Source organism: Plantibacter sp. VKM Ac-2876 (assembly GCF_015350715.1).
GTDB classification, from domain to species: Bacteria; Actinomycetota; Actinomycetes; order Actinomycetales; family Microbacteriaceae; genus Plantibacter; species Plantibacter auratus.
This window is the reverse complement of the sequence record NZ_JADKSI010000002.1, coordinates 610,474-629,782: the sequence shown is the minus strand read 5'-3', so window position 1 is coordinate 629,782 and position 19,309 is coordinate 610,474. Positions and strand designations below refer to the sequence as shown.

The window sequence follows — 19,309 nt, the reverse complement described above, 5'->3', positions numbered from 1 at the left end:
ATGGCCAAGGACAAGCTCCTCTCCTACGAAGAAGCCCTCGAACTGTACGAGCCGGTGCTCGGCTTCGAGGTGCACGTCGAGCTGAACACCAAGACGAAGATGTTCTCCTCGGCGCCGAACGGCTTCGGCGACGCTCCGAACACGAACATCTCGCCGGTCTGCCTCGGTCTGCCCGGGTCGCTCCCGGTCGTGAACGAGCAGGCGGTGCGGTACTCGATCAGCCTCGGGCTCGCCCTCGGCTGCTCGATCGCACCCTCGAGCCGGTTCGCGCGGAAGAACTACTTCTACCCCGACCTCGCGAAGAACTATCAGATCTCGCAGTTCGACGAGCCGATCGCCTTCGAGGGCTCGGTCGACGTCGAGCTGGCCGACGGGACCATCGTGACGGTGCCGATCGAGCGCGCGCACATGGAGGAGGACGCCGGCAAGCTCACGCACATCGGCGGTTCCACCGGCCGTATCCAGGGTGCCGAGTACTCGCTCGTCGACTACAACCGCGCGGGTGTGCCGCTCGTCGAGATCGTCACGAAGCCGATCTACGGCACCGAGCACCGGGCGCCCGAGATCGCGAAGGCCTACGTCTCCGCGATCCGCGACATCGTCGTGGCGCTCGGCATCTCCGACGCGAAGATGGAGCGCGGGAACCTCCGCTGCGACGCCAACATCTCGCTGCGCCCGCGCGGCCAGGAGAAGCTCGGCACGCGCACCGAGACGAAGAACGTCAACTCCCTGCGTTCCGTCGAGCGCGCCGTCCGCTACGAGATCCAGCGGCAGGCCGCGATCCTCAAGGACGGCGGATCCATCGTCCAGGAGACGCGGCACTGGCACGAGGACACCGGTGCCACGTCCGCCGGCCGGCCCAAGAGCGACGCTGACGACTACCGGTACTTCCCGGAGCCCGACCTGCTCCCGGTCGTGCCGTCGCCCGAACTCATCGAGGAACTCCGAGCGGCCCTGCCCGAGCAGCCGGCCGTCCGTCGTCGCCGGCTGAAGAGCGAGTGGGGCTTCACCGACCTGGAGTTCCAGGACGTCGTGAACGGTGGTCTGCTGAACGAGATCACGGCCACCGTCGAGGCCGGTGCAGCTCCGGCCGCTGCACGGAAGTGGTGGACGGGCGAGATCTCGCGGATCGCGAACCAGCGCGACGTCGAGGCGACGAGCCTCGTGTCGCCCGAGCACGTCGCGGCACTCGCTGCGCTCGTCGAGGACGGAACGCTCAACGACAAGCTCGCGCGCCAGGTGCTCGAGGGCGTCATCGACGGGGAGGGCACTCCTCAGGAGGTCATCGACGCTCGCGGTCTCGCGCTCGTGTCCGACGACGGGCCGCTCATCGCCGCCATCGACGAGGCACTGGCCGCTCAGCCGGACGTCCTCGCCAAGATCCGCGACGGCAAGGTCCAGGCCGCCGGCGCGGTCATCGGCGCCGTGATGAAGGCGATGCGCGGACAGGCCGATGCGGCACGTGTGCGCGAACTCGTCCTGGAGCGCGCCTCGCAGTAGCGGCCTCTGCTGCACCATCGGGCCCATGCCACCGTCGACGACGGCGGCACGGGCCCGATGTCGTCGGCCAGGGGAAGCCCTGGTGCCGACTGCGGGCCCGGCATACACTTCCGCCATGCTGGTCGAAGGCACCATGCGGTGGCAGGTCACGGAAGACGCTCCGATGGCCCTCATGCTGGCGCTCGCGTTCCGCGACATGGCAGGGCTCGGCGAGCGATGCGTCGCGCAGCTTCCCGCAGTCACGCCGGGGCTGGAGCGGGTCGACGTCGCCGGCCTCGACCTCGACGCGCTCGCGGTCCAGTTCGACGGCTGGTGGACCGGGATCGTCCGTCGCGACACGCGCCTCTTCATGGCCGAGGTCGGTCCACCACACTTCGAGGTGTTCGATCGAGCCCTCGATCTGCAGGAGCTCGCCTACCGGGCGTACGACGAGGCGCACCGCTGGGCGTCGGCTCGTATCCGTGAGTACGAACGCGCGCTCGCAGGTCGATCGCCGAGCCGTCTCACCGACGTCTACGAACTCATCCGCGAGCGCCAGTTCGAGTTGCGCCGACAATCCAGCTCGTTCCGGTTGGACCTCGAGGTGCTCCCGATCTGCCGACCGGGGGCCTGGGTGGTCGCGCCCGACACGATCGTGGTCAGTGAGTCGCTCCGAGACGACCGCGAGGCCTTCCGCGAATGGCTACGGCCGCTGGTCCACGGCCTGGTCTGATCCGCTCGCGACGCGCTCGACCGGCCGACGGGTCGGGTTCAGGAGCACGACCGCGATGATCGAGCCGACAGCACCTGCAGCCGCCATCGCGGCGGTGAGCGGGTGGGAGATCTCCGCGAAGGGCATGATGAAGGCGCTCGCGAGCGCGATCCACACGGCGACGTGTGCAGGCTTGCGCTCCGGGTCGAGGCGCAGCTTGCGAGGGTGCTCGACGCGGCCGAGGAGTGTGCCGACGCCCGCGAGCAGGACCGCGACGACGAGCAGTACGACCGGTCGGGTCCACCACCATGCCGCGCTCAGCGGTTCCGCGAAGGGGATACCGAGGGCGAGCTGGAGACCGGCGACCGCGATGATCAGGGGGAGATGCCAGAGGTACACCGTCATCAGCCGGGACCCGATGAGGAAGACGACGGCTCGCGCGGCGCGGGTCCGCATGATCGCCGTGAGCAGCGGGTGCGCCAGGGCGAGCAGGGCGAGCTGCCCGACGCCGAGGACGACGAGGGGGAGGGTCGGTGGGTTGAGGTTGCCGAGCATGCTGGTCGAGTACGGCAGCCAGGTCGTGATCGGCACGAGCGCACCGTAGGAGACCAGCACCACGGCCACGAGGACGAGGCGCGGAACGGAGCGGAGACGTCCGTCGGCCAGGAAGAACCCGAACTGCTGCAGCAGTGGCCAGACGAACACCAGGTTGACGAGACCGATGCCGAGGAGGCCGGTCGAGTAACGGACGACGTCGACGAGGATCACGCCGGCCAGCAGTGCCGCACAGGTCAGGAAGGGGTGGCGGTCGTGGCAGGTGGCGAGGAACGGGGCGACCGCCTGGCACAGCAGGTAGGCCGCCAGGAACCAGAGCGGGGACCCGACGCCTGCGGCGACGGCCTCGATGATGGCGGGGTCGACGCCGAGCGCCCCGGCGAGCCACAGCCCCGCGGCGAGGAAGAGCAGGACCGGGATCGTCGGCAGGGCGAGTCGGAAGACCCGGGACCGGAGGAAGTCGCTGGTCCCGCCACCACGTCGGACGGTGCTGCGCCAGCCGGTGATCGTCGCGAAGCCGCCAACGATGAAGAACAGCGGCATGATCTGGCCGAACCAGGTACCCGTGTCGAACCAGGGTTGCTGCTCCAACGCTCGGGAGATGCCGATCGCGCCGTCCGGCTCGACGGCCACCGCGACCATCAGGAGGTGGACGATGACGACCGTCACGACGCACGCGACGCGCACGAGGTCGAGGGCGAGGTCCCGCCCGGAGAGGTCTGGGACCGCCGGGGCTGACCCGGTCCGCGTTCGCGTGCTCATCGCCGGACAGCCTAGCGTCGCCGAGCCCTCCCTCCTTGGCCCCTGTGGAGAGCGTGTCGGAGGCGACTGCGACAATGGAGTCATGAGTCGGCAGGATGGAGCGTCTCGTCGCGTCTCGGCGCACGATGCCGACGACAGCGGTACCCCCATCCTCCACGTCGACATGGACGCGTTCTTCGTCTCGGTCGAGCTCTTGGAACGGCCCGAGCTGCGCGGTCTGCCGATCATCGTCGGCAACAAGGAGGGGCGGTCGGTCGTCACCTCCGCCAGTTACGAGGCTCGCCGGTACGGCGTGCGCGCGGCGATGCCGGTGTCCCAGGCGATGCGCCTCTGTCCGAGCGCCGTCGTGTTGCCGCCCCACCACGGCAGGTACCGCGAGTACTCCGACCGGGTGATGGAGGTGTTCGAGTCGGTCACGCCGCTCGTCGAGCCCCTGAGCATCGACGAGGCCTTCCTCGACGTCTCCGGCGCGGTCCGGTTGCTCGGGAGCCCGAGGACGATCGCCGCGCTCGTGAAGCAGCGGGTCCTCGACGCGACCGGCCTGCCGTGCTCGGTCGGCCTGGCGGCGACGAAGTACGTCGCGAAGCTCGCGTCCGGACTGTCGAAGCCCGACGGCCTCCTGGTCGTCCCCGCCGACGAGACCCTGGCGTTCCTCCATCCGTTGCCGGTCGGCGCACTGTGGGGCGTCGGTGGCCGGACGGAGGAGCAGCTGACGAATCGTGGCATCCGGACCATCGGTCAGCTCGCCTCCACCCCGCTGTCGATGCTCCAGCGCGCGGTCGGTGAGGCCTCCGGTCGCCGACTCCTCGAGCTCGCGAACGGGATCGATCCGCGCGGCATCGAGTTGGCACGACGCGAGAAGAGCGTCAGCCACGAGGTGACCTTCCCGACGGACGTCTCCGACCCGACCATCCTCAAGCGCGAGCTGCTGAACCTTGCCGGTCTCGTCGCGATCCGGCTCCGGAAGGGCGGCTACGCCGGCCGGACGATCAGCATCCGCGTCCGCTATGCGGACTTCAGCGTCATCACCCGGTCGCGCACTATCGGCGAGGCCACGAACGTCGGGCGTCGGGTCTACGACGAGGCGGCGTCGCTGTTCGACGACCTCGATCGCGGCGGACGCCTCGTGCGCCTCGTCGGGGTGAAGGTCGACCAGCTCGTCCCAGCCGATGAGGCCGGCGCCGGGCTCTGGGACCCGGACGAGGAGTGGCGTGAAGCCGAGCAGACGATCGACCGGGTTGCGAGCCGGTTCGGCGATCTCGCGATCGCTCCCGCCTCCCTCCTCGGCAAGCCGAGGCGTCGCGGACTCGGCAGTCGCGGAGACTCGCAGGGTGCTGGGAGCACGGATCAACCCCTTGGACCGGTGGATACCGAGCGGTAGCCTCGCGGTATGACGAATCTCGTGGAGAAGCTGGCAGAACAGGCGAAGGGGCTCGGCGTGTCCGCAGCCTACGGTGAGCAGCAGGACGTCGACGGCACGAAGCTCGTGCCCGTCGCGCTGACGTACTACGGCTTCGGCGGCGGCTCCGAGGGCGACGGCGACGACGCCCCGAGCGGCGGTGGCGGCGGTGGCGTCTCGATCCCGGTCGGTGCCTACATCAAGACCGACGAGGGTCTCCGTTTCGACCCGAACCTCATCTCGCTCATCGCCGTCGCGATCCCGTTCATCTGGGTGAGCGGCAAGGCGCTGGCCGGCCTCATCAAGGCCCTCAAGAAGTAGCCCTCCGCGTCCAACCCCTGTCGTGCGACTGCGCACGGCAGGGGTTAGACTCGTGCCACCACGGGAGTCCGGTGAACCGGGCTGAGAGGAAGGTATTCGCCTTCGACCGTCGAACCTGATCTGGATCATGCCAGCGCAGGGAGACCATTTCTCGCTATCCCGTGCTCTTTTCCGTCTACAGGAAGGGCACGTATCGTGTCAGCATCGACCAAGATCTCACCCTCTGAACGCGCTGCGTCGCGGACCTTGCGCTGGAGGGTCGTCGACATCGTCGTGGTCGCCGTGCTCGGCGTCGCGACCGGCCTCATCTTCTGGGCGTGGAACACGCTCGGATCACTCTGGTACGCGGGCGCCAGCGCCGTCACGCCCGGTTTCGGCGGGATCGCCGTCGGAATCTGGCTCCTCGGCGGGGTGCTCGGCGGACTCATCATCCGGAAGCCCGGCGCAGCGCTCCTCGTCGAGACCATCGGAGCGATCGTCTCCGCCCTCATCGGCAACGCATGGGGCGTCACGACGGTGTACTCCGGGCTCGCTCAGGGCCTCGGCGCCGAGCTGGTGTTCGCGGCGCTCGCGTACAAGCGCTTCGGCCTCGTTCCGGCGATCCTCGCCGGTGCCGGAGCCGGGGCCGGCGCATGGCTCCTCGAGCTCGTGATGTCGGGAAACCTCGAGAAGGGTGTCGAGTTCAACGCGATCTACCTCGGTTCGCTGCTCGTCTCGGGCGCGATCCTCGCCGGTGTCGTCGGCTGGGCACTCGTCAGGGCACTCGCGTCGACCGGAGCGCTCAGTCGGTTCGCGTCGGGGCGGGACGCTCGGCGCGAGGTCTGATCGTGCCGGGAGCGGCTGCGACCGGTCCGGCGCGCATCGTCGCGCGGGACTGGGGGTGGCGTCATGCCGGTCGGAAGGCCTGGGCGGTGCGCGACCTCGACCTCGTGATCGAACCGGGCGAACGGGTCCTCCTCCTGGGGGCGTCCGGTGCCGGCAAGTCGACGCTGATCCACGCACTGGCTGGCGTCCTCGGCGGTGCGGACGAAGGGGAGTCCCACGGCTCGCTCCTCGTGGACGGCGTTCCGCCTGAACGAGCGAGGGGTCGCATCGGGCTCGTGCTGCAGGATCCCGACTCGCAGGTGATCCTGTCCAAGGTCGGCGACGACGTCGCCTTCGGCTGCGAGAACCTCGGCGTCGAGCGCGAGGAGATCTGGCGCCGCGTCGACGCCTCGCTGGAGGCCGTCGGACTGGACCTGCCGCTGGACCACTCGACCTCGGCGCTGTCCGGCGGTCAGAAACAGCGGCTGGCCCTCGCCGGCGTACTCGCCATGCACCCCTCGCTCCTCCTGCTCGACGAACCGACCGCGAACCTCGACCCGGCCGGGGTGGCCGAGGTGCGGGACGCCGTCGCTCGGCTCGTCGATGACGGTTCGTCCACCCTGGTCGTCATCGAACACCGCGTCGACGTCTGGCGCGAGCTGATGACCCGGGTCGTCGTGCTCGACGCCGACGGCGGTGTCCTCGCAGACGGACCGCCCGACCTCGTCCTCGACGATGTCGGGCAGCGCCTGGCCGACGCGGGCGTCTGGGTGCCGGGCATCCCGCTGGGGTTGGCCCCTCGTCCGGTGTCCGGCCCATCAGCGGCGGTCATCACGACCGACGACCTGGCGATCGGTCGAACGCGGACGCAGCCGGTGCAGGAGCACCTGGGGCTCGCGGTGCCCGAGGGCGCGGCGACCGTGATCGTCGGCCCCAACGGGGCGGGGAAGTCCACGCTCGCGCTCACGCTGGCGGGACTGCTGCCGGAGATCGCGGGGACGGTGACCGCCGCTCCGCAGCTCGCCGGCAGGCTGGGGTCCCGGCCGATCCGCTGGAAGTCCACCGAGTTGCTCACGCGCATCGGGACGGTCTTCCAGGATCCGGAGCACCAGTTCGTCTCGTCGACCGTGCGGAACGAGCTCGGTGTCGGCCTGCAGGCGCTCCGCTGGTCCCGGACCGCCATCGACGAGCGGGTCTCCGAGATCCTCGAGGCGCTCGGTCTCGGTCGTCTCGCCGAGGCGAACCCGTTCAGTCTCTCGGGCGGCCAGAAGCGCCGGTTGTCGGTGGCCACCGTCCTCGCCGCCCGGCCGGCGGTCATGGTCCTCGACGAACCGACGTTCGGGCAGGATCGACGCACATGGTTGTCACTCGTCCGCCTGCTGCAGCACGAGCTCGAGCGCGGCGCGACGATCGTCTCCGTCACGCATGACGCGGGGGTCGTCGAGCATCTGGGCGACCATCGCATCCTCCTCGAACCGCTGGAGCTCGAGAGGCGGGCCGCATGACGAGCGTCACGGCAGCGGAGCGCTCGACGGTGTTGCACCATCGACCGCCACTCGACCGGGTGAATCCGGTGACGAAGGTGCTGGCCGTCCTCATCCTGTCCGTCCCGTTGCTGCTGACGATCGACTGGGTGAGTGCGAGCACGGCGGTGCTGCTCGAAGTGATGCTGTTCCCGCTCTCCGGCCTGCGGTTCACCACGCTGCTGAAGCGGGCCCTGCCGGTGCTCGTCTTCGCGCCCATCGGCGGGATCAGCATGCTGTTGTACGCGAAGCCGGGAGGGACGGAGTACCTGTCGCTCGGGTTCGTCCGCGTGACGGACAACTCGATCGAACTGGCGGTCGCCGTGACGATCCGCGTGTTGGCGCTCGGTCTCCCGACGATCCTGCTCTTCGCGCGGGTGGATCCGACCGATCTGGCCGACGGCTTGTCCCAGATCGCGAAGCTGCCGTCGCGGTTCGTGCTCGGGATCCTCGCTGGAGCGCGGATGCTCGGACTCTTCATCGACGACTGGCGCAGTCTCGCGCTCGCCCGTCGTGCCCGTGGGCTGGGGGACCGGGGAGTGGTCCGGCGGTTCGCGTCCATGGCGTTCGTGCTGTTGGTGTTCGCCATCCGCCGCGGGAGCAAACTCGCGACGGCGATGGAGGCGCGGGGGTTCGGGGCACCGATCGAACGCACCTGGGCCAGACCGTCCCGCCTGGGCCGGGCCGATCTCATTGCCGTCCTGGTGACGATCGTGATCATGGCCCTCGCGCTGTCCACGGCGGTCCTCGCCGGTACGTTCCGGGTCGTGGGTCAATGAGCGCGGTTCCGCCGGTCCTGCTCATCGACGGTCGGTCGGGCACGGGGAAGACGACGCTCGCCTCCTCGGTGGCGTCCGCGTTGACGGCCAGCACGGTCGTCCACATGGACGACCTGTATCCGGGGTGGGAGGGGCTCGACGAGGGTGCTCGACTCCTCGTCGAGTGGATCCTCGAACCGTTCGCCGAGCGGCGCGCGGGGGAGTGGCGGCGCTGGGATTGGGAACGGTCCGCCCGTGCGGAGGCGCACCACGTGCCGAGCGACCGTCCACTCATCGTCGAGGGTTGCGGGTCGTCGTCGCGATCGTCGCGGGTGTGCGCCGACACGGTGCTGTGGCTCGACGCGCCGGTGGTGCAGCGCACCGACCGCCTCATCGGACGCGGGGACGGCGTCGACTGGCTCGCGGGGTGGACCCTCCAGGAGGACGCGTTCATCGTGCGGGAGCGGCCCGATCTCGACGCCGGTCTCCGAATCGAGGCGACCGGTGCCGCGGACCAGGTCTCATCCCTCGTCCTTGATGTCCTTGCGCGCGACGAAGCGAAACGCTGGAGCCCCTGGCTCCGTTCCTGAGACCCGAGGTCCGGGTTCCCGGTCCCCGAAGCTTGTCGAAGGGTTGTGCCCCCGGCAGGATTCGAACCTGCGACCAAGAGATGAGAAGGGTCCGCGATGTCGTGCGAGGTGCCCCCGGCAGGATTCGAACCTGCGACCAAGAGATTAGAAGGCTCCTGCTCTATCCCCTGAGCTACGGAGGCGGGCGTCGTCCAGGATACCGCAGCGGTGTCTCAGGCGCCGACGCCGAGGAGGCCGAGGACACCGAAGACGAGCGACAGGGCTGCCAGGACGAGGGCGATGCTGATGAGGATGACGTGCACGCGCAGGAACGTCGTCGCACGTCCCTGATCGTCGCGGGCACGCGGGTCGGCGACGATCCGCTTGAGGAAGCGGGGCCAGACGACGACGTTGTAGACACCGTTGACGAGCAGCAGGACGGAGATGGCGATGATCACCGCTCGAGTCTACGGAACCGGCGGCGTCGGTCGTGCTGAGTAGACTCGACCCATGAGCACAGCTGGGGACCGTCTGGTCTGGATCGACTGCGAGATGACCGGACTCGAGCTGGAGGTCGACGAACTCGTCGAGATCGCCGTCGTGATCACCGACTTCGAACTGAACATCCTCGACCCGGGTTACTCCGTCGTGATCAAGCCCGATCAGTCGGCACTCGACAACATGGGTGAGTTCGTGACGAACATGCACCGCACGTCGGGGCTGCTCGAGGAGATCCCGAACGGCGTGAGCGTCGCGGACGCCGAGTTCCAGGTCATCGAGTACATCCAGCGCTTCGTCCCCGACGAGTCGAAGGCGCCGCTGGCCGGGAACACCATCGGGACCGACCGAGGATTCCTCGCGCGGTACATGCCGCGGCTCGACGCCCACCTGCACTACCGCAATGTCGACGTCTCCTCCATCAAGGAACTGGCCCGTCGGTGGTATCCGCGGGTCTACTTCAACGCCCCGTCGAAGCACGGCGGACACCGAGCGCTGGCGGACATCCTCGAGTCGATCCGTGAGCTCGCCTACTACCGCGGAGCGTTGTTCGTCGACCTCCCCGGCCCGTCCTCCGACGACGCGAAGCAGGTTTCGGAAGCGGTCGTGTCACGGTACGCCCCAAACATGTAATAGACTCGTCCAGTCGCTTGTGACGCGGTCTCCGCGGAGCAGGTCGCATGGTGGGTATAGCTCAGTTGGCAGAGCGCCTGGTTGTGGTCCAGGAGGTCGCGGGTTCAAGCCCCGTTACTCACCCCATGTCGTACAGAAGCCGGAGGATCCCTCCGGCTTCTGTCGTATCCGGGGAGCGGGCATGTTGGAGCTGGACACCGAGGCGTTCGAAGCCCTCGTGGTGGACGAACTCGACCGCTTGCCCGACGAGATGGTCGACGGTCTCGACAACGTCGTCTTCGTCGTCGAGGACCGTCCTGAGAACGGCACGCTCGACACACTCGGGCTGTACGACGGCGTCGCCCTGACGGAGCGCGACCGCTACGGCTTCGGCGAGATGCCCGACCGGATCATCGTCTACCGCGAGCCGCATCTGGCGGCGTGCGAGACGCTCGACGAGCTCGCCGACGAGATCCACACCACCCTGGTCCACGAGATCGCGCACTTCTACGGCATCGACGACGAGCGGCTGCACGAGCTCGGCTGGGCCTGAGACCCGCCTCGCCCACCGAGCCGTGTTTCCGGTGTGTTGCAAGTGCCTCGGAGTTCCGGGTGCGCCTCCGGTGAGCGAGTAGCCTGGGGACATGCGCGAGATCCAGGCCCGCATCATTGCGGAACTCCATGTCAGCCCCACGATCGACCCGGCGGCCGAGGTCCGTTCCCGGATCGACTTCCTGAAGTCGTACCTGCGGGCGACGCACACGAAGGGGTTCGTGCTCGGGATCAGCGGGGGACAGGACTCGTCGCTCGCCGGGCGCCTGTGCCAGCTCGCGGCGGAAGAGGTCCGAGCCGAGGGCGGGGAGGCCCGGTTCGTCGCCGTCCGTCTGCCCTACGCGGTCCAGCACGACGAGGACGACGCCCAGTTGGCGCTGTCGTTCATCCGTCCGGACGACTCCGTCGTGTTCAACATCCAGCGTGCGGTCGACGGGTTCGAAGCCGAGTACGCGGATGCGACCGGCGAACCCCTCAGCGACTTCGTCAAGGGCAACGCGAAGGCCCGGGCACGCATGGTCGCGCAGTATGCGATCGCCGGTCAGCAGGGGCTCCTGGTGGTCGGGACGGACCACGCGGCCGAGGCGGTCACCGGCTTCTTCACGAAGTTCGGCGACGGCGGGGCCGACGTGCTCCCGCTCAGCGGCCTGACGAAGCGTCAGGGGCGGGCGCTCCTGGAGTCGCTCGACGCTCCGGAACGCCTGTACCTGAAGGCCCCGACCGCCGATCTCCTCGACGGTACCCCCGGCCAGACCGATGAGGAGAACCTCGGGCTCAGCTACCAGCAGATCGACGACTTCCTCGAGGGGAGCGAGATCGATCCGGCGGCCGCCGAAGCGATCGAGGCCCGGTACGCGGCGACGGAGCACAAGCGACAGGTCCCGGTCAGCAAGTTCGACACCTGGTGGCGCTGACCACGCACGCGTGACACGAAGACGGCGGCCCGATCGGATGATCGGGCCGCCGTCTGTCGGTTTTGATGGTCAGCTGACGCTGGACTGCTTGCGTTCGGCTTCCAGGACCGCGACATCGTCGATGATGCGCTGCGTCGTGCTGGTGTTGATCGTGCCACCCGTCGAGCGGGTGATGTCGCCGGGCCGTGAAGCCGGGGCGGTGGACGCGGGCTTCACACCGGCGTAGTGCTCGTGGTGCTGCTTGGCGACCCACGACTCCTGCTCCGCGACGAGCGCCTGTTCCGATCCGCTGGACTCGGCGCGCCAGCGACGGAGGTCGCCGTCGAAGTCCTTACGGGCCCGTGCCGGCTTCTTCGACCACTCGACGAGGCGGTCGCGGAAGTCCTCGACCACCGGGTCCAACTCGTACCCGAACGTCGCGGAGTTGCGCTTCATCTCGTGGAGCTGGTGATTCGCCCAGTCCGCGGCGACGGCCGCACCCTTGATCGGGCTGAGTCGCACGAGGGTGTCGGCCTGGGCGACGGCCCGATCGCTGAGCACCTGCTCCTGCGGGGTGAGCGAGTTCCAGACGCTGGCCTCGGTGGCGGCGTCGACGAGCGCCAGGATCGCGACGTTCTTCTGCTCTCGGTCGCGTTGGTCCACGATGGCTCGCAGCGCGCGACGGCTTGCGCCGGCGGCGACGAGGGAGGACACCACGACGGCCACGATGAAGAGGGCCGCAGCGAACAGCATGGGGCGGACCTCAGCTGAGGTCACCCACTCTACGAAGTCATTCCACCACTGCATGGGCCGCAGACTACCCCTCGTTCGGGCGTGAACACGGGCGACGCACCGGGTTCGACGGGAACGGCGGGAGGGTCGTCGCTCAGTTGCGGAAGGCGTCGATGGCGACCGCGAGATCGCTGAAGCTGCCCAATGGGGCGTACCCGAGGACCGCCGGTCGGAACCGGTTGGCCCGGTACTCCGGAACGCCGTCCGCTCCGACGGCCTCGATGTTGCCGAGCACGCGGCCGTCGGGGGTCGTCACGCGCCAGTAGCCGGGACGGATGCTCAGGGCGTTGGGCATGGGACTCCTCGTGCGCTGGTGGGGCGATACCGGACTGGGACTGCCGGCTGGTACTCGTCAGCGTATGCGGGGCCACCGACATCGGCCCTGGTCAGAGCGGAGCGAGGGTCCTCCACAGCGAGGTGCGCGGTTGTGGACATCGACGAGGGCCGCCCGGCTCGACACGGGGCCTACGGGATCGGTGAGGCTGACAGCGCGTCCGGGGCGGCGATCGGCACGGACCCGCCCCGGACGCTTGCGCGATCCGCCGCCAGGATCGTCGGACCGACAGGAGAGGAACCCATGAACGACCAGATCACCGTCTGCGGACACATCGCGACAGACCCCAAGCACCATCGCACGACGTCCGGGCTGGACATCACCAGTTTCCGCCTGGCGTCGCAGCAACGTCGGTACGACCAGAAGCAGGGTTCCTGGGTGGCGCAGGAGACGAACTGGTACACGGTGAGCGCCTTCCGTGGATTGGCGACCGCCTCCGCCACATCGCTCGTCAAAGGACAACGCGTCATCGTGCTCGGCCGGTTGCGGATCCGCGACTGGGAGCAGGGCGAGCGACGAGGGACGTCGGTCGACATCGAAGCCGATCACATCGGGCCGGACATCGGCTGGCAACCGAAGGGGGCCGGTGAGTCGCCGGTTGGCGCGGGGGCGAGTCCGGCGTCCGCCGCATCCGAGTCGACCGGATCCGGATCCGGAACCGGGGAGTGGGCGTCGGCACCGCCGCAGGACACGCCGTTCTGACGCGCCGCGTAGACTGCTCGACGTGCAGAAGAGCCTCCGCGATCGCCCCGTCTCAGCCGTCACCTCGATCCGTCGTCGCTCGTCGATCGCCGGCGTCCGGGTCGGCGTGGTGCTCGGCCTGCTCGGCATCGTCGTGACCGGTTGCACCCAGCCTGCTCCCGAGCCGACGGCCACGCCGAGCCAGACGCCGACCGCCACTGAGACGGCTCCGGCGGCGCCGGTGCTGCTCCTCGAGGGCACCGCCACCGACAACCTGCCGTACTTCGACGCCGTCAACGCCGCCACGCTCGCCGCGAATCCCGCCGCTGGCGGCCAGGCGATCATCGACGGTCTCGTCGCCGCCGGCTTCCCGAAGGCGGAGATGGAGGTCTCCTCGGACACGACGAGCATCGGCGAGCCGGCCGACTCGATCCAGTTCGCCATCCGGTGGCAAGGACAATGCATCCTCGGGCAGAACGGGCCGGCGACGGGGTACCACTCGTCGGTGGTGTCGCAGCTCGACACCGGGCGATGCCTCATCGGGGTCACCCGCGCGATCGACTGGTAGAGCCGCCGACCACTCCCGGGCTGGCGCCAGCTGTTGGCATGCCATAACCTGAAATTTCAGATATCGCCACCTCCTGGGTGGCTCGATCCGGAATCGAGGGCCTGCATGACCGCCAATCCATCACCTGGCGGGGAACCTGCCACCGAGGCCGTCTTCCTGGCCGACGAACGTCTGGCCGTTGCGCCGACGGCGCTGGCGCACACGCTCAAGCCTCGTCATCTGGCGTTGATCGCCCTGGGCGGCATGATCGGCGCCGGGCTCCTCGTGGCGTCGAGCACGGCGATCCTCGCGGCCGGGCCCGGCGTGATCCTCGCGTACGCCCTGGCCGGCGTGGTCGTGGTGCTCGTCATGCGCATGCTGGGGGAGATGGCCTCTGCGTCGCCCGAGACCGGGTCGTTCTCCGCCTACGCCTCGCGATTCATCGGTCCCTGGGCCGGTCTGGCGATCGGGTGGCTCTACTGGTGGTTCTGGGTCGTGGTCGTCGGCATCGAGGCGACGGCAGCAGCGCAGATCGTCAGCCAGTGGGTGCCCGGTCTCCCGCAGTGGATCCCGGCGCTTGTGATCACCGTCGCATTCCTCGCCGCCAACCTCGTCTCGGTGAAGTCGTTCGGTGAGTTCGAGTTCTGGTTCTCGTCGATCAAGATCACGGCCGTGATCCTGTTCATCGCGCTCGGATCGCTCATCATCGTCGGCGTCATCCCGACCGAGACGGCTACCGTCGCCAACCTCGCCCCGACCGACGGGGGCTTCCTTCCGTTCGGCATCGGCGGCGTCCTCGCGGCGCTGCTGCCCATCATCTTCTCGATGTTCGGTGCCGAGGTCGCCACGATCGCGGCAGGAGAATCGGTGGACCCGAAGGGTGCCGTCCGGCGAGCGGTGAACTCGGTCGTCTGGCGGATCCTGCTGTTCTACATCGGCTCGATCCTGGTCGTCCTCATCGTGGTGCCGTGGACGGAGATCACGCCGGGGATCAGTCCCTTCGTCACCATGCTGCACGCCGCCGGGATCCCCGGTGCCGGGGTGGCGATGGACATCATCGTCTTCACGGCCCTGCTGTCGACGCTCAACGCCTCGCTGTACACGGCGTCGCGCATGCTGTTCTCGCTCGGCGGCCGCGGGGAGGCCCCACGATCGGTCCGCGCGACGACGCGGCGCGGCACGCCGGCGGTCGCGATCCTGTGCTCGGCCGTCGTCGGGCTCGCGTGCGTCCTGTTGAACTACCTCGCACCGGACGAGGTCTTCACGTTCCTCGTCAACTCCACCGGCGCGATCGCGATCTTCGTGTGGATCGTGATCGCCGTCGCCCAACTGCGCAGCCGACGGTTCGACCAGGTCTCGGCGTCGGAGAGCAGCGACCGCGTCGGCGGGATCCGCATGTGGGGACACCCGTGGCTCACGGTCGTGGTCGTCGTCGCGCTCGTCGCGCTGCTGGTGTCGATGTTCTTCGGCGGACCCGCCCGGCTCCTCGAGGTGACGACGAGTTGCGCGATCGCGGCGGCGGCCGTCGTCGCGGGCGTCGTCGTGCAGCGCAAACGGCGGGTCCGGCCGTAGACTGGACGGCGACATGGCTGAATACATTTACTCGATGGTCCGCGCCCGCAAGGCGGTCGGCGACAAGCTCATCCTCGACGACGTGACGATGGCGTTCCTGCCCGGAGCGAAGATCGGCGTCGTCGGCCCGAACGGTGCCGGTAAGTCCACGATCCTGAAGATCATGGCGGGGATCGACACCCCCTCGAACGGCGAGGCGAAGCTCACGCCGGGCTTCAGCGTCGGCATCCTCATGCAGGAGCCGGAACTCGACGAGGACAAGACGGTGCTCGAGAACGTCCAGGAGGGCGTCGGCGAGATCAAGGGCAAGATCGACCGCTTCAACGAGATCTCGCTCGCGATGGCCGAGCCCGACGCCGACTTCGACGCCCTGCTCGCCGAGATGGGCGTGCTGCAGGAGGCGATCGACGCCGCTGACGCCTGGGACCTCGACTCGCAGCTGGAGCAGGCGATGGACGCCTTGCGCTGCCCGCCGTCCGACGCCACGGTCGCCCACCTGTCCGGTGGTGAGAAGCGCCGCGTCGCCCTCTGCAAGCTCCTCCTGCAGAAGCCCGACCTCCTGCTCCTCGACGAGCCCACCAACCACCTCGACGCCGAGAGCGTGCTCTGGCTCGAGCAGCATCTCGCTCAGTACGCGGGCGCCGTGCTCGCCGTCACCCACGACCGGTACTTCCTCGACCACGTCGCAGAGTGGATCTGTGAGGTCGACCGCGGTCGCCTGTACCCCTACGAAGGCAACTACTCCACCTACCTCGAGAAGAAGGGCGAGCGTCTCAACGTCCAGGGCAAGAAGGACGCGAAGCTCGCCAAGCGACTCGCGAGCGAACTCGAGTGGGTCCGCAGCAACGCGAAGGGCCGCCAGGCGAAGTCGAAGGCTCGTCTCGCTCGCTACGAGGAGATGGCGACGGAGGCCGAGCGCACCAGGAAGCTCGACTTCGAGGAGATCCAGATCCCCGCCGGTCCGCGACTCGGCTCGACGGTCCTCGAGGCCAAGAAGCTCGAGAAGGGCTTCGACGGACGCGTCCTCATCGACGACCTCTCCTTCAGCCTCCCGCGCAACGGCATCGTCGGCATCATCGGCCCGAACGGTGTCGGTAAGACCACGCTGTTCAAGACCATCGTCGGCATCGAGCCGCTCGACGCCGGCGAGCTCAAGGTCGGCGAGACCGTGAAGCTCTCCTACGTCGACCAGTCCCGTGGGGGCATCGACCCCAACAAGACGCTCTGGGAGGTCGTGTCCGAAGGGCTCGACTACATCCAGGTCGGCAACCAGGAGATCCCGTCCCGCGCCTACGTGTCGACCTTCGGGTTCAAGGGCCCGGACCAGCAGAAGAAGGCCGGCGTCCTCTCCGGTGGTGAGCGCAACCGACTGAACCTCGCGCTGACGCTCAAGCAGGGCGGTAACCTCCTGCTGCTCGACGAACCGACCAACGACCTCGACGTCGAGACGCTCTCGAGCCTCGAGAACGCGCTCCTCGAGTTCCCGGGTTGCGCCGTGGTCATCACCCACGACCGGTGGTTCCTCGACCGCATCGCGACGCACATCCTGTCGTACGAGGGCACCGAGGAGAACCCGTCGAACTGGCACTGGTTCGAGGGGAACTTCGAGTCCTACGAAGAGGACAAGATCAAGCGCCTCGGACCGGACGCGGCCAAACCGCACCGCTCCGCCTACCGCAAGCTCACGCGCGACTAGGACTCGTGCGAACGGCCCATCGGCTTCTGCCGGTGGGCCGTCGTCCGTTCACGACCCGTACGTCCGACCCACGGAGGGCCCAGCAATGACCAGACTCCACGTGCCGATCCCACTGCGGTGGGGCGACCTCGACGCCTTCAACCACGTCAACAACGCCTCGATGCTCAAGCTGCTGGAGGAGGCGCGCGTCCGCGTCTTCTGGATCCCGACGCTGGCGTCGGAGGACGTCCCGCCGACCGCGGTCATCGATGCGAGCCTCGAGGCCGAGACGCTGACGCTCGTGGCGCACCAGGAGATCGAGTACCTGGCCCCGATCCCGTACCAGCGCGATCCGCTCGACGTCCAGCTCTGGATGGGCAAGATCGGTGGAGCCAGCCTGCAGGTCGCGTACGAGGTCTACTCGCCGCTCGGCGGGGCATCGCAGACGCTGTACGCCCGGGCTTCCACGACGGTCGTCATGGTGGACGCCAAGACGCTGAAGCCGCGCCGGATCTCGGACGTCGAACGTACCGCTTGGGAGCCGTTCCTCGAGGATCCGATCGAGTTCTCGCGGCGCTGAGCGACGCCGGTCACCGAGGCATCGGGAACCGCACCATGCCCTCCTGGGCGACGCTCGCGACGAGGCGACCCGCACGATCGTAGATGCGCCCGAGGGACAGACCTCGTCCGCCGGTCGCGCTCGGGGAATCCTGCAGGTAGAGCAGCCACTCGTCGACGCGGGCGGGTCGGTGCCACCACATGGCGTGGTCGAGACTGGCGATCTTGATGCCCGGGGTGGCCCACGGGACGCCGTGACGACGGAGCACCGGCTCCAGGATCGTGTAGTCACTCGCGTAGGCGAGCGCGGCACGGTGCAGCGCCGGGTCGTCGGGCAGGTCCTCGATCGTCTTGAACCACACGGCTTGCCGGGTGGTCCGCTCGCCCTCCACCCGGAGGTAGACGGGGGAGCCGACGTGTCGGAGGTCGAAGGGGCGTCCCGTCGCCCACGCCTCGGCGGCCGGGTGGTCGATCCCGCTGAGGAGCTCGGCGGCTGACGGGAGGGTCTCCGGGTCCGGGATCCCGTCGGGCAGCTCGATCTGATGCTCCGGGCCCTCGTCCTGGGTCTGGAAGGACGCGATCATCGAGAGGATCGGCACCCCGTTCTGGTATGCCTGGGTGCGCCGGGTGGCGAACGAGCGTCCGTCGTGGATGCGGTCGACCGCGAAGGTGATCGGCAGGTCGACGTCGCCCGGTCGGAGGAAGTACCCGTGCATCGAGTGGATGATGCGCTCGGCGTCGACGGTCCGGGTCGCGGCGACGACGGACTGGGCGAGCACCTGACCACCGAAGACCCGCCCCTGTGGCATCCATTGGGACGGACCGGTGAAGATGTCCTCGTCGGTCCGGACACCGGGAGCGCTGAGGTCGAGTGCGGTGAGCAGGGAGTGGATCGGTTCCTTCACGCGAACACGCCTTTCATCCGGGGGTCGAGGCTCGGTCGTCGATGCCCGACCCGACTCGCCGAGTCTATCCAGGCCCTGACGACGCGGTGCCGGAGCGCACGCGGCGGTGGCGTAGATTGAGAGGAGATGTCCACCACCTTGCAGCTCCTCGACGCCACCTCGCTCGCCGACCTCCGCACCTTCCTCGCACGCGCCGCCCGGATCGACGACTCCGGTGTGCGACTCCTGGCTGCCGGGGACGTGCTGGCGGTCTCCGCTCCGGTGCTGCACCCGCAGGGTCTGCTCGACCGGAGTCCGACGATCATCGGGATGCGCACCTTCGCACTCGCCGAACCGGCGACGGCCGACGTCCTCGCGACCCCGCGTGAACTCATCGACCGCATCGTCCGCACGCTCGGCGGCGTCGATGCCGACGACCTGGTCGCGGATGCCCGCGAGACCGTGCCGCTCGAGCTGCCGCCGTCCACGAGGACGGCCCCGTGGGTCGGACAGGCACCGCCCCGTGGCGGCTGGGAACGTGCGGGCGACGTGGACACCATCGAGCTCGAACTCGTCGCCAGGACGGGGGCCTCGGAGATCGCCGAGACGCTCCCCACAGCGGTGGGCGATCAGATCGTCCAGAAGGTGCGGTCGCAGGTCTGGTCCCGGCCCCTCGGCGACGGCCACGGACTCCCGACCGGTGCCGCGTTCGCCGCGGTGGGCCTCGGCTTCATCGCCGAGCCGGAACGCGCGGCCGTCTTCCGCTCAGGCGGATGGGTCCGCTTGAGCACCCGACGCGGGCATGTGCTCGCGGGCGCCGTGTCCTGAT

The 19,309-nt window shown here is 68.9% G+C and carries 22 protein-coding genes, 2 tRNA genes and 1 riboswitch; of the genes, 18 read left to right on the top strand and 6 right to left on the bottom strand.

Features of this window, described 5'->3' with window-relative positions; all coding sequences use genetic code 11:
• On the top strand, positions 1-1,500 hold the full coding sequence (gene gatB / locus ITJ62_RS09330; protein ID WP_064295122.1) for an Asp-tRNA(Asn)/Glu-tRNA(Gln) amidotransferase subunit GatB: 1,500 nt from the start codon (positions 1-3) through the stop codon (positions 1,498-1,500).
• A 115-nt stretch (positions 1,501-1,615) separates the two neighbouring features.
• Positions 1,616-2,212: a hypothetical protein gene (locus ITJ62_RS09325; protein ID WP_194601288.1), complete on the top strand. Its 597-nt coding sequence runs from the start codon at positions 1,616-1,618 to the stop codon at positions 2,210-2,212.
• On the opposite strand, the gene ITJ62_RS09320 is transcribed toward ITJ62_RS09325, so the two are convergent.
• The gene (locus ITJ62_RS09320; protein ID WP_194601285.1) at positions 2,183-3,508 is read right to left on the bottom strand and encodes an acyltransferase; all 1,326 of its coding nucleotides are present in this window, start codon (positions 3,506-3,508) and stop codon (positions 2,183-2,185) included. The two genes, ITJ62_RS09325 and ITJ62_RS09320, sit on opposite strands and share 30 nt — an antisense overlap.
• 82 nt (positions 3,509-3,590) lie before the next feature.
• On the opposite strand from ITJ62_RS09320, the gene dinB reads away from it, so the two are divergent.
• The 6 genes from dinB to ITJ62_RS09290 all read left to right on the top strand — a co-directional run bounded on the left by dinB (position 3,591) and on the right by ITJ62_RS09290 (position 8,903).
• Entirely contained in the window at positions 3,591-4,889 is a 1,299-nt protein-coding gene (gene dinB / locus ITJ62_RS09315; RefSeq protein WP_194601282.1) for a DNA polymerase IV, read from the top strand.
• A 9-nt stretch (positions 4,890-4,898) separates the two neighbouring features.
• Positions 4,899-5,228, top strand: coding sequence for a hypothetical protein (locus ITJ62_RS09310; RefSeq protein WP_079705686.1), 330 nt, complete (start codon positions 4,899-4,901; stop codon positions 5,226-5,228).
• A 50-nt stretch (positions 5,229-5,278) separates the two neighbouring features.
• Positions 5,279-5,387: riboswitch (TPP riboswitch) on the top strand.
• 36 nt (positions 5,388-5,423) lie between these two features.
• On the top strand, positions 5,424-6,053 hold the full coding sequence (locus tag ITJ62_RS09305; protein ID WP_086473536.1) for an ECF transporter S component: 630 nt from the start codon (positions 5,424-5,426) through the stop codon (positions 6,051-6,053).
• Between the two features lie 86 nt (positions 6,054-6,139).
• Positions 6,140-7,537: an ABC transporter ATP-binding protein gene (locus ITJ62_RS09300; RefSeq protein ID WP_370581880.1), complete on the top strand. Its 1,398-nt coding sequence runs from the start codon at positions 6,140-6,142 to the stop codon at positions 7,535-7,537.
• Positions 7,534-8,334 carry an energy-coupling factor transporter transmembrane protein EcfT gene (locus ITJ62_RS09295; protein ID WP_194601248.1) on the top strand — a complete coding sequence of 267 codons (801 nt, stop codon included), beginning with the start codon at positions 7,534-7,536 and terminating at the stop codon, positions 8,332-8,334. Before ITJ62_RS09300 ends, ITJ62_RS09295 begins: the two co-directional genes overlap by 4 nt.
• Positions 8,331-8,903: a hypothetical protein gene (locus tag ITJ62_RS09290; protein WP_194601245.1), complete on the top strand. Its 573-nt coding sequence runs from the start codon at positions 8,331-8,333 to the stop codon at positions 8,901-8,903. Before ITJ62_RS09295 ends, ITJ62_RS09290 begins: the two co-directional genes overlap by 4 nt.
• 109 nt (positions 8,904-9,012) lie before the next feature.
• Here ITJ62_RS09290 and ITJ62_RS09285 read toward each other — a convergent pair.
• Positions 9,013-9,085, bottom strand: a tRNA-Arg gene (locus ITJ62_RS09285).
• A 30-nt stretch (positions 9,086-9,115) separates the two neighbouring features.
• Complete coding sequence (locus ITJ62_RS09280; protein ID WP_064295131.1) at positions 9,116-9,340, bottom strand: SCO4848 family membrane protein; 225 nt, start codon at positions 9,338-9,340, stop codon at positions 9,116-9,118.
• A gap of 52 nt (positions 9,341-9,392) precedes the next feature.
• On the opposite strand from ITJ62_RS09280, the gene orn reads away from it, so the two are divergent.
• From orn to nadE, 4 genes are all read left to right on the top strand, one after another.
• Positions 9,393-10,013, top strand: coding sequence for an oligoribonuclease (gene orn, locus ITJ62_RS09275; RefSeq protein ID WP_064295132.1), 621 nt, complete (start codon positions 9,393-9,395; stop codon positions 10,011-10,013).
• A 50-nt stretch (positions 10,014-10,063) separates the two neighbouring features.
• Positions 10,064-10,139 (top strand) — tRNA-His (locus ITJ62_RS09270).
• Positions 10,140-10,194: 55 nt separating this feature from the next.
• Positions 10,195-10,545, top strand: a complete 351-nt coding sequence (locus tag ITJ62_RS09265) for a metallopeptidase family protein (RefSeq protein WP_064295133.1) — start codon at positions 10,195-10,197, stop codon at positions 10,543-10,545.
• A gap of 91 nt (positions 10,546-10,636) precedes the next feature.
• Positions 10,637-11,458, top strand: a complete 822-nt coding sequence (gene nadE / locus ITJ62_RS09260) for an ammonia-dependent NAD(+) synthetase (protein ID WP_194601241.1) — start codon at positions 10,637-10,639, stop codon at positions 11,456-11,458.
• A 69-nt stretch (positions 11,459-11,527) separates the two neighbouring features.
• Here nadE and ITJ62_RS09255 read toward each other — a convergent pair whose 3' ends face one another.
• Positions 11,528-12,214: a hypothetical protein gene (locus ITJ62_RS09255; protein ID WP_370581879.1), complete on the bottom strand. Its 687-nt coding sequence runs from the start codon at positions 12,212-12,214 to the stop codon at positions 11,528-11,530.
• A gap of 109 nt (positions 12,215-12,323) precedes the next feature.
• Positions 12,324-12,524: a hypothetical protein gene (locus tag ITJ62_RS09250; protein ID WP_064295136.1), complete on the bottom strand. Its 201-nt coding sequence runs from the start codon at positions 12,522-12,524 to the stop codon at positions 12,324-12,326.
• Positions 12,525-12,806: 282 nt separating this feature from the next.
• Between ITJ62_RS09250 and ITJ62_RS09245 the strand changes: the two genes are divergently transcribed.
• The 5 genes from ITJ62_RS09245 (at position 12,807) to ITJ62_RS09225 (ending at position 17,618) form a co-directional block, all read left to right on the top strand.
• Positions 12,807-13,265 carry a single-stranded DNA-binding protein gene (locus ITJ62_RS09245; protein WP_194601220.1) on the top strand — a complete coding sequence of 153 codons (459 nt, stop codon included), beginning with the start codon at positions 12,807-12,809 and terminating at the stop codon, positions 13,263-13,265.
• A 22-nt stretch (positions 13,266-13,287) separates the two neighbouring features.
• On the top strand, positions 13,288-13,812 hold the full coding sequence (locus ITJ62_RS09240) for a hypothetical protein (RefSeq protein ID WP_370581878.1): 525 nt from the start codon (positions 13,288-13,290) through the stop codon (positions 13,810-13,812).
• A 105-nt stretch (positions 13,813-13,917) separates the two neighbouring features.
• Positions 13,918-15,363: an amino acid permease gene (locus tag ITJ62_RS09235; RefSeq protein ID WP_194601217.1), complete on the top strand. Its 1,446-nt coding sequence runs from the start codon at positions 13,918-13,920 to the stop codon at positions 15,361-15,363.
• Positions 15,364-15,376: 13 nt separating this feature from the next.
• Positions 15,377-17,059, top strand: coding sequence for an energy-dependent translational throttle protein EttA (gene ettA / locus ITJ62_RS09230; RefSeq protein WP_085510665.1), 1,683 nt, complete (start codon positions 15,377-15,379; stop codon positions 17,057-17,059).
• Positions 17,060-17,144: 85 nt separating this feature from the next.
• The gene (locus tag ITJ62_RS09225) at positions 17,145-17,618 is read left to right on the top strand and encodes a thioesterase family protein (protein WP_194601214.1); all 474 of its coding nucleotides are present in this window, start codon (positions 17,145-17,147) and stop codon (positions 17,616-17,618) included.
• A 10-nt stretch (positions 17,619-17,628) separates the two neighbouring features.
• Here the strand turns inward: ITJ62_RS09225 and ITJ62_RS09220 are convergent, their stop codons facing one another.
• Complete coding sequence (locus tag ITJ62_RS09220) at positions 17,629-18,501, bottom strand: acyl-CoA thioesterase (protein ID WP_370581877.1); 873 nt, start codon at positions 18,499-18,501, stop codon at positions 17,629-17,631.
• A 126-nt stretch (positions 18,502-18,627) separates the two neighbouring features.
• Between ITJ62_RS09220 and ITJ62_RS09215 the strand changes: the two genes are divergently transcribed.
• Complete coding sequence (locus ITJ62_RS09215) at positions 18,628-19,308, top strand: hypothetical protein (RefSeq protein ID WP_194601211.1); 681 nt, start codon at positions 18,628-18,630, stop codon at positions 19,306-19,308.
• Position 19,309: the final 1 nt, after the last annotated feature.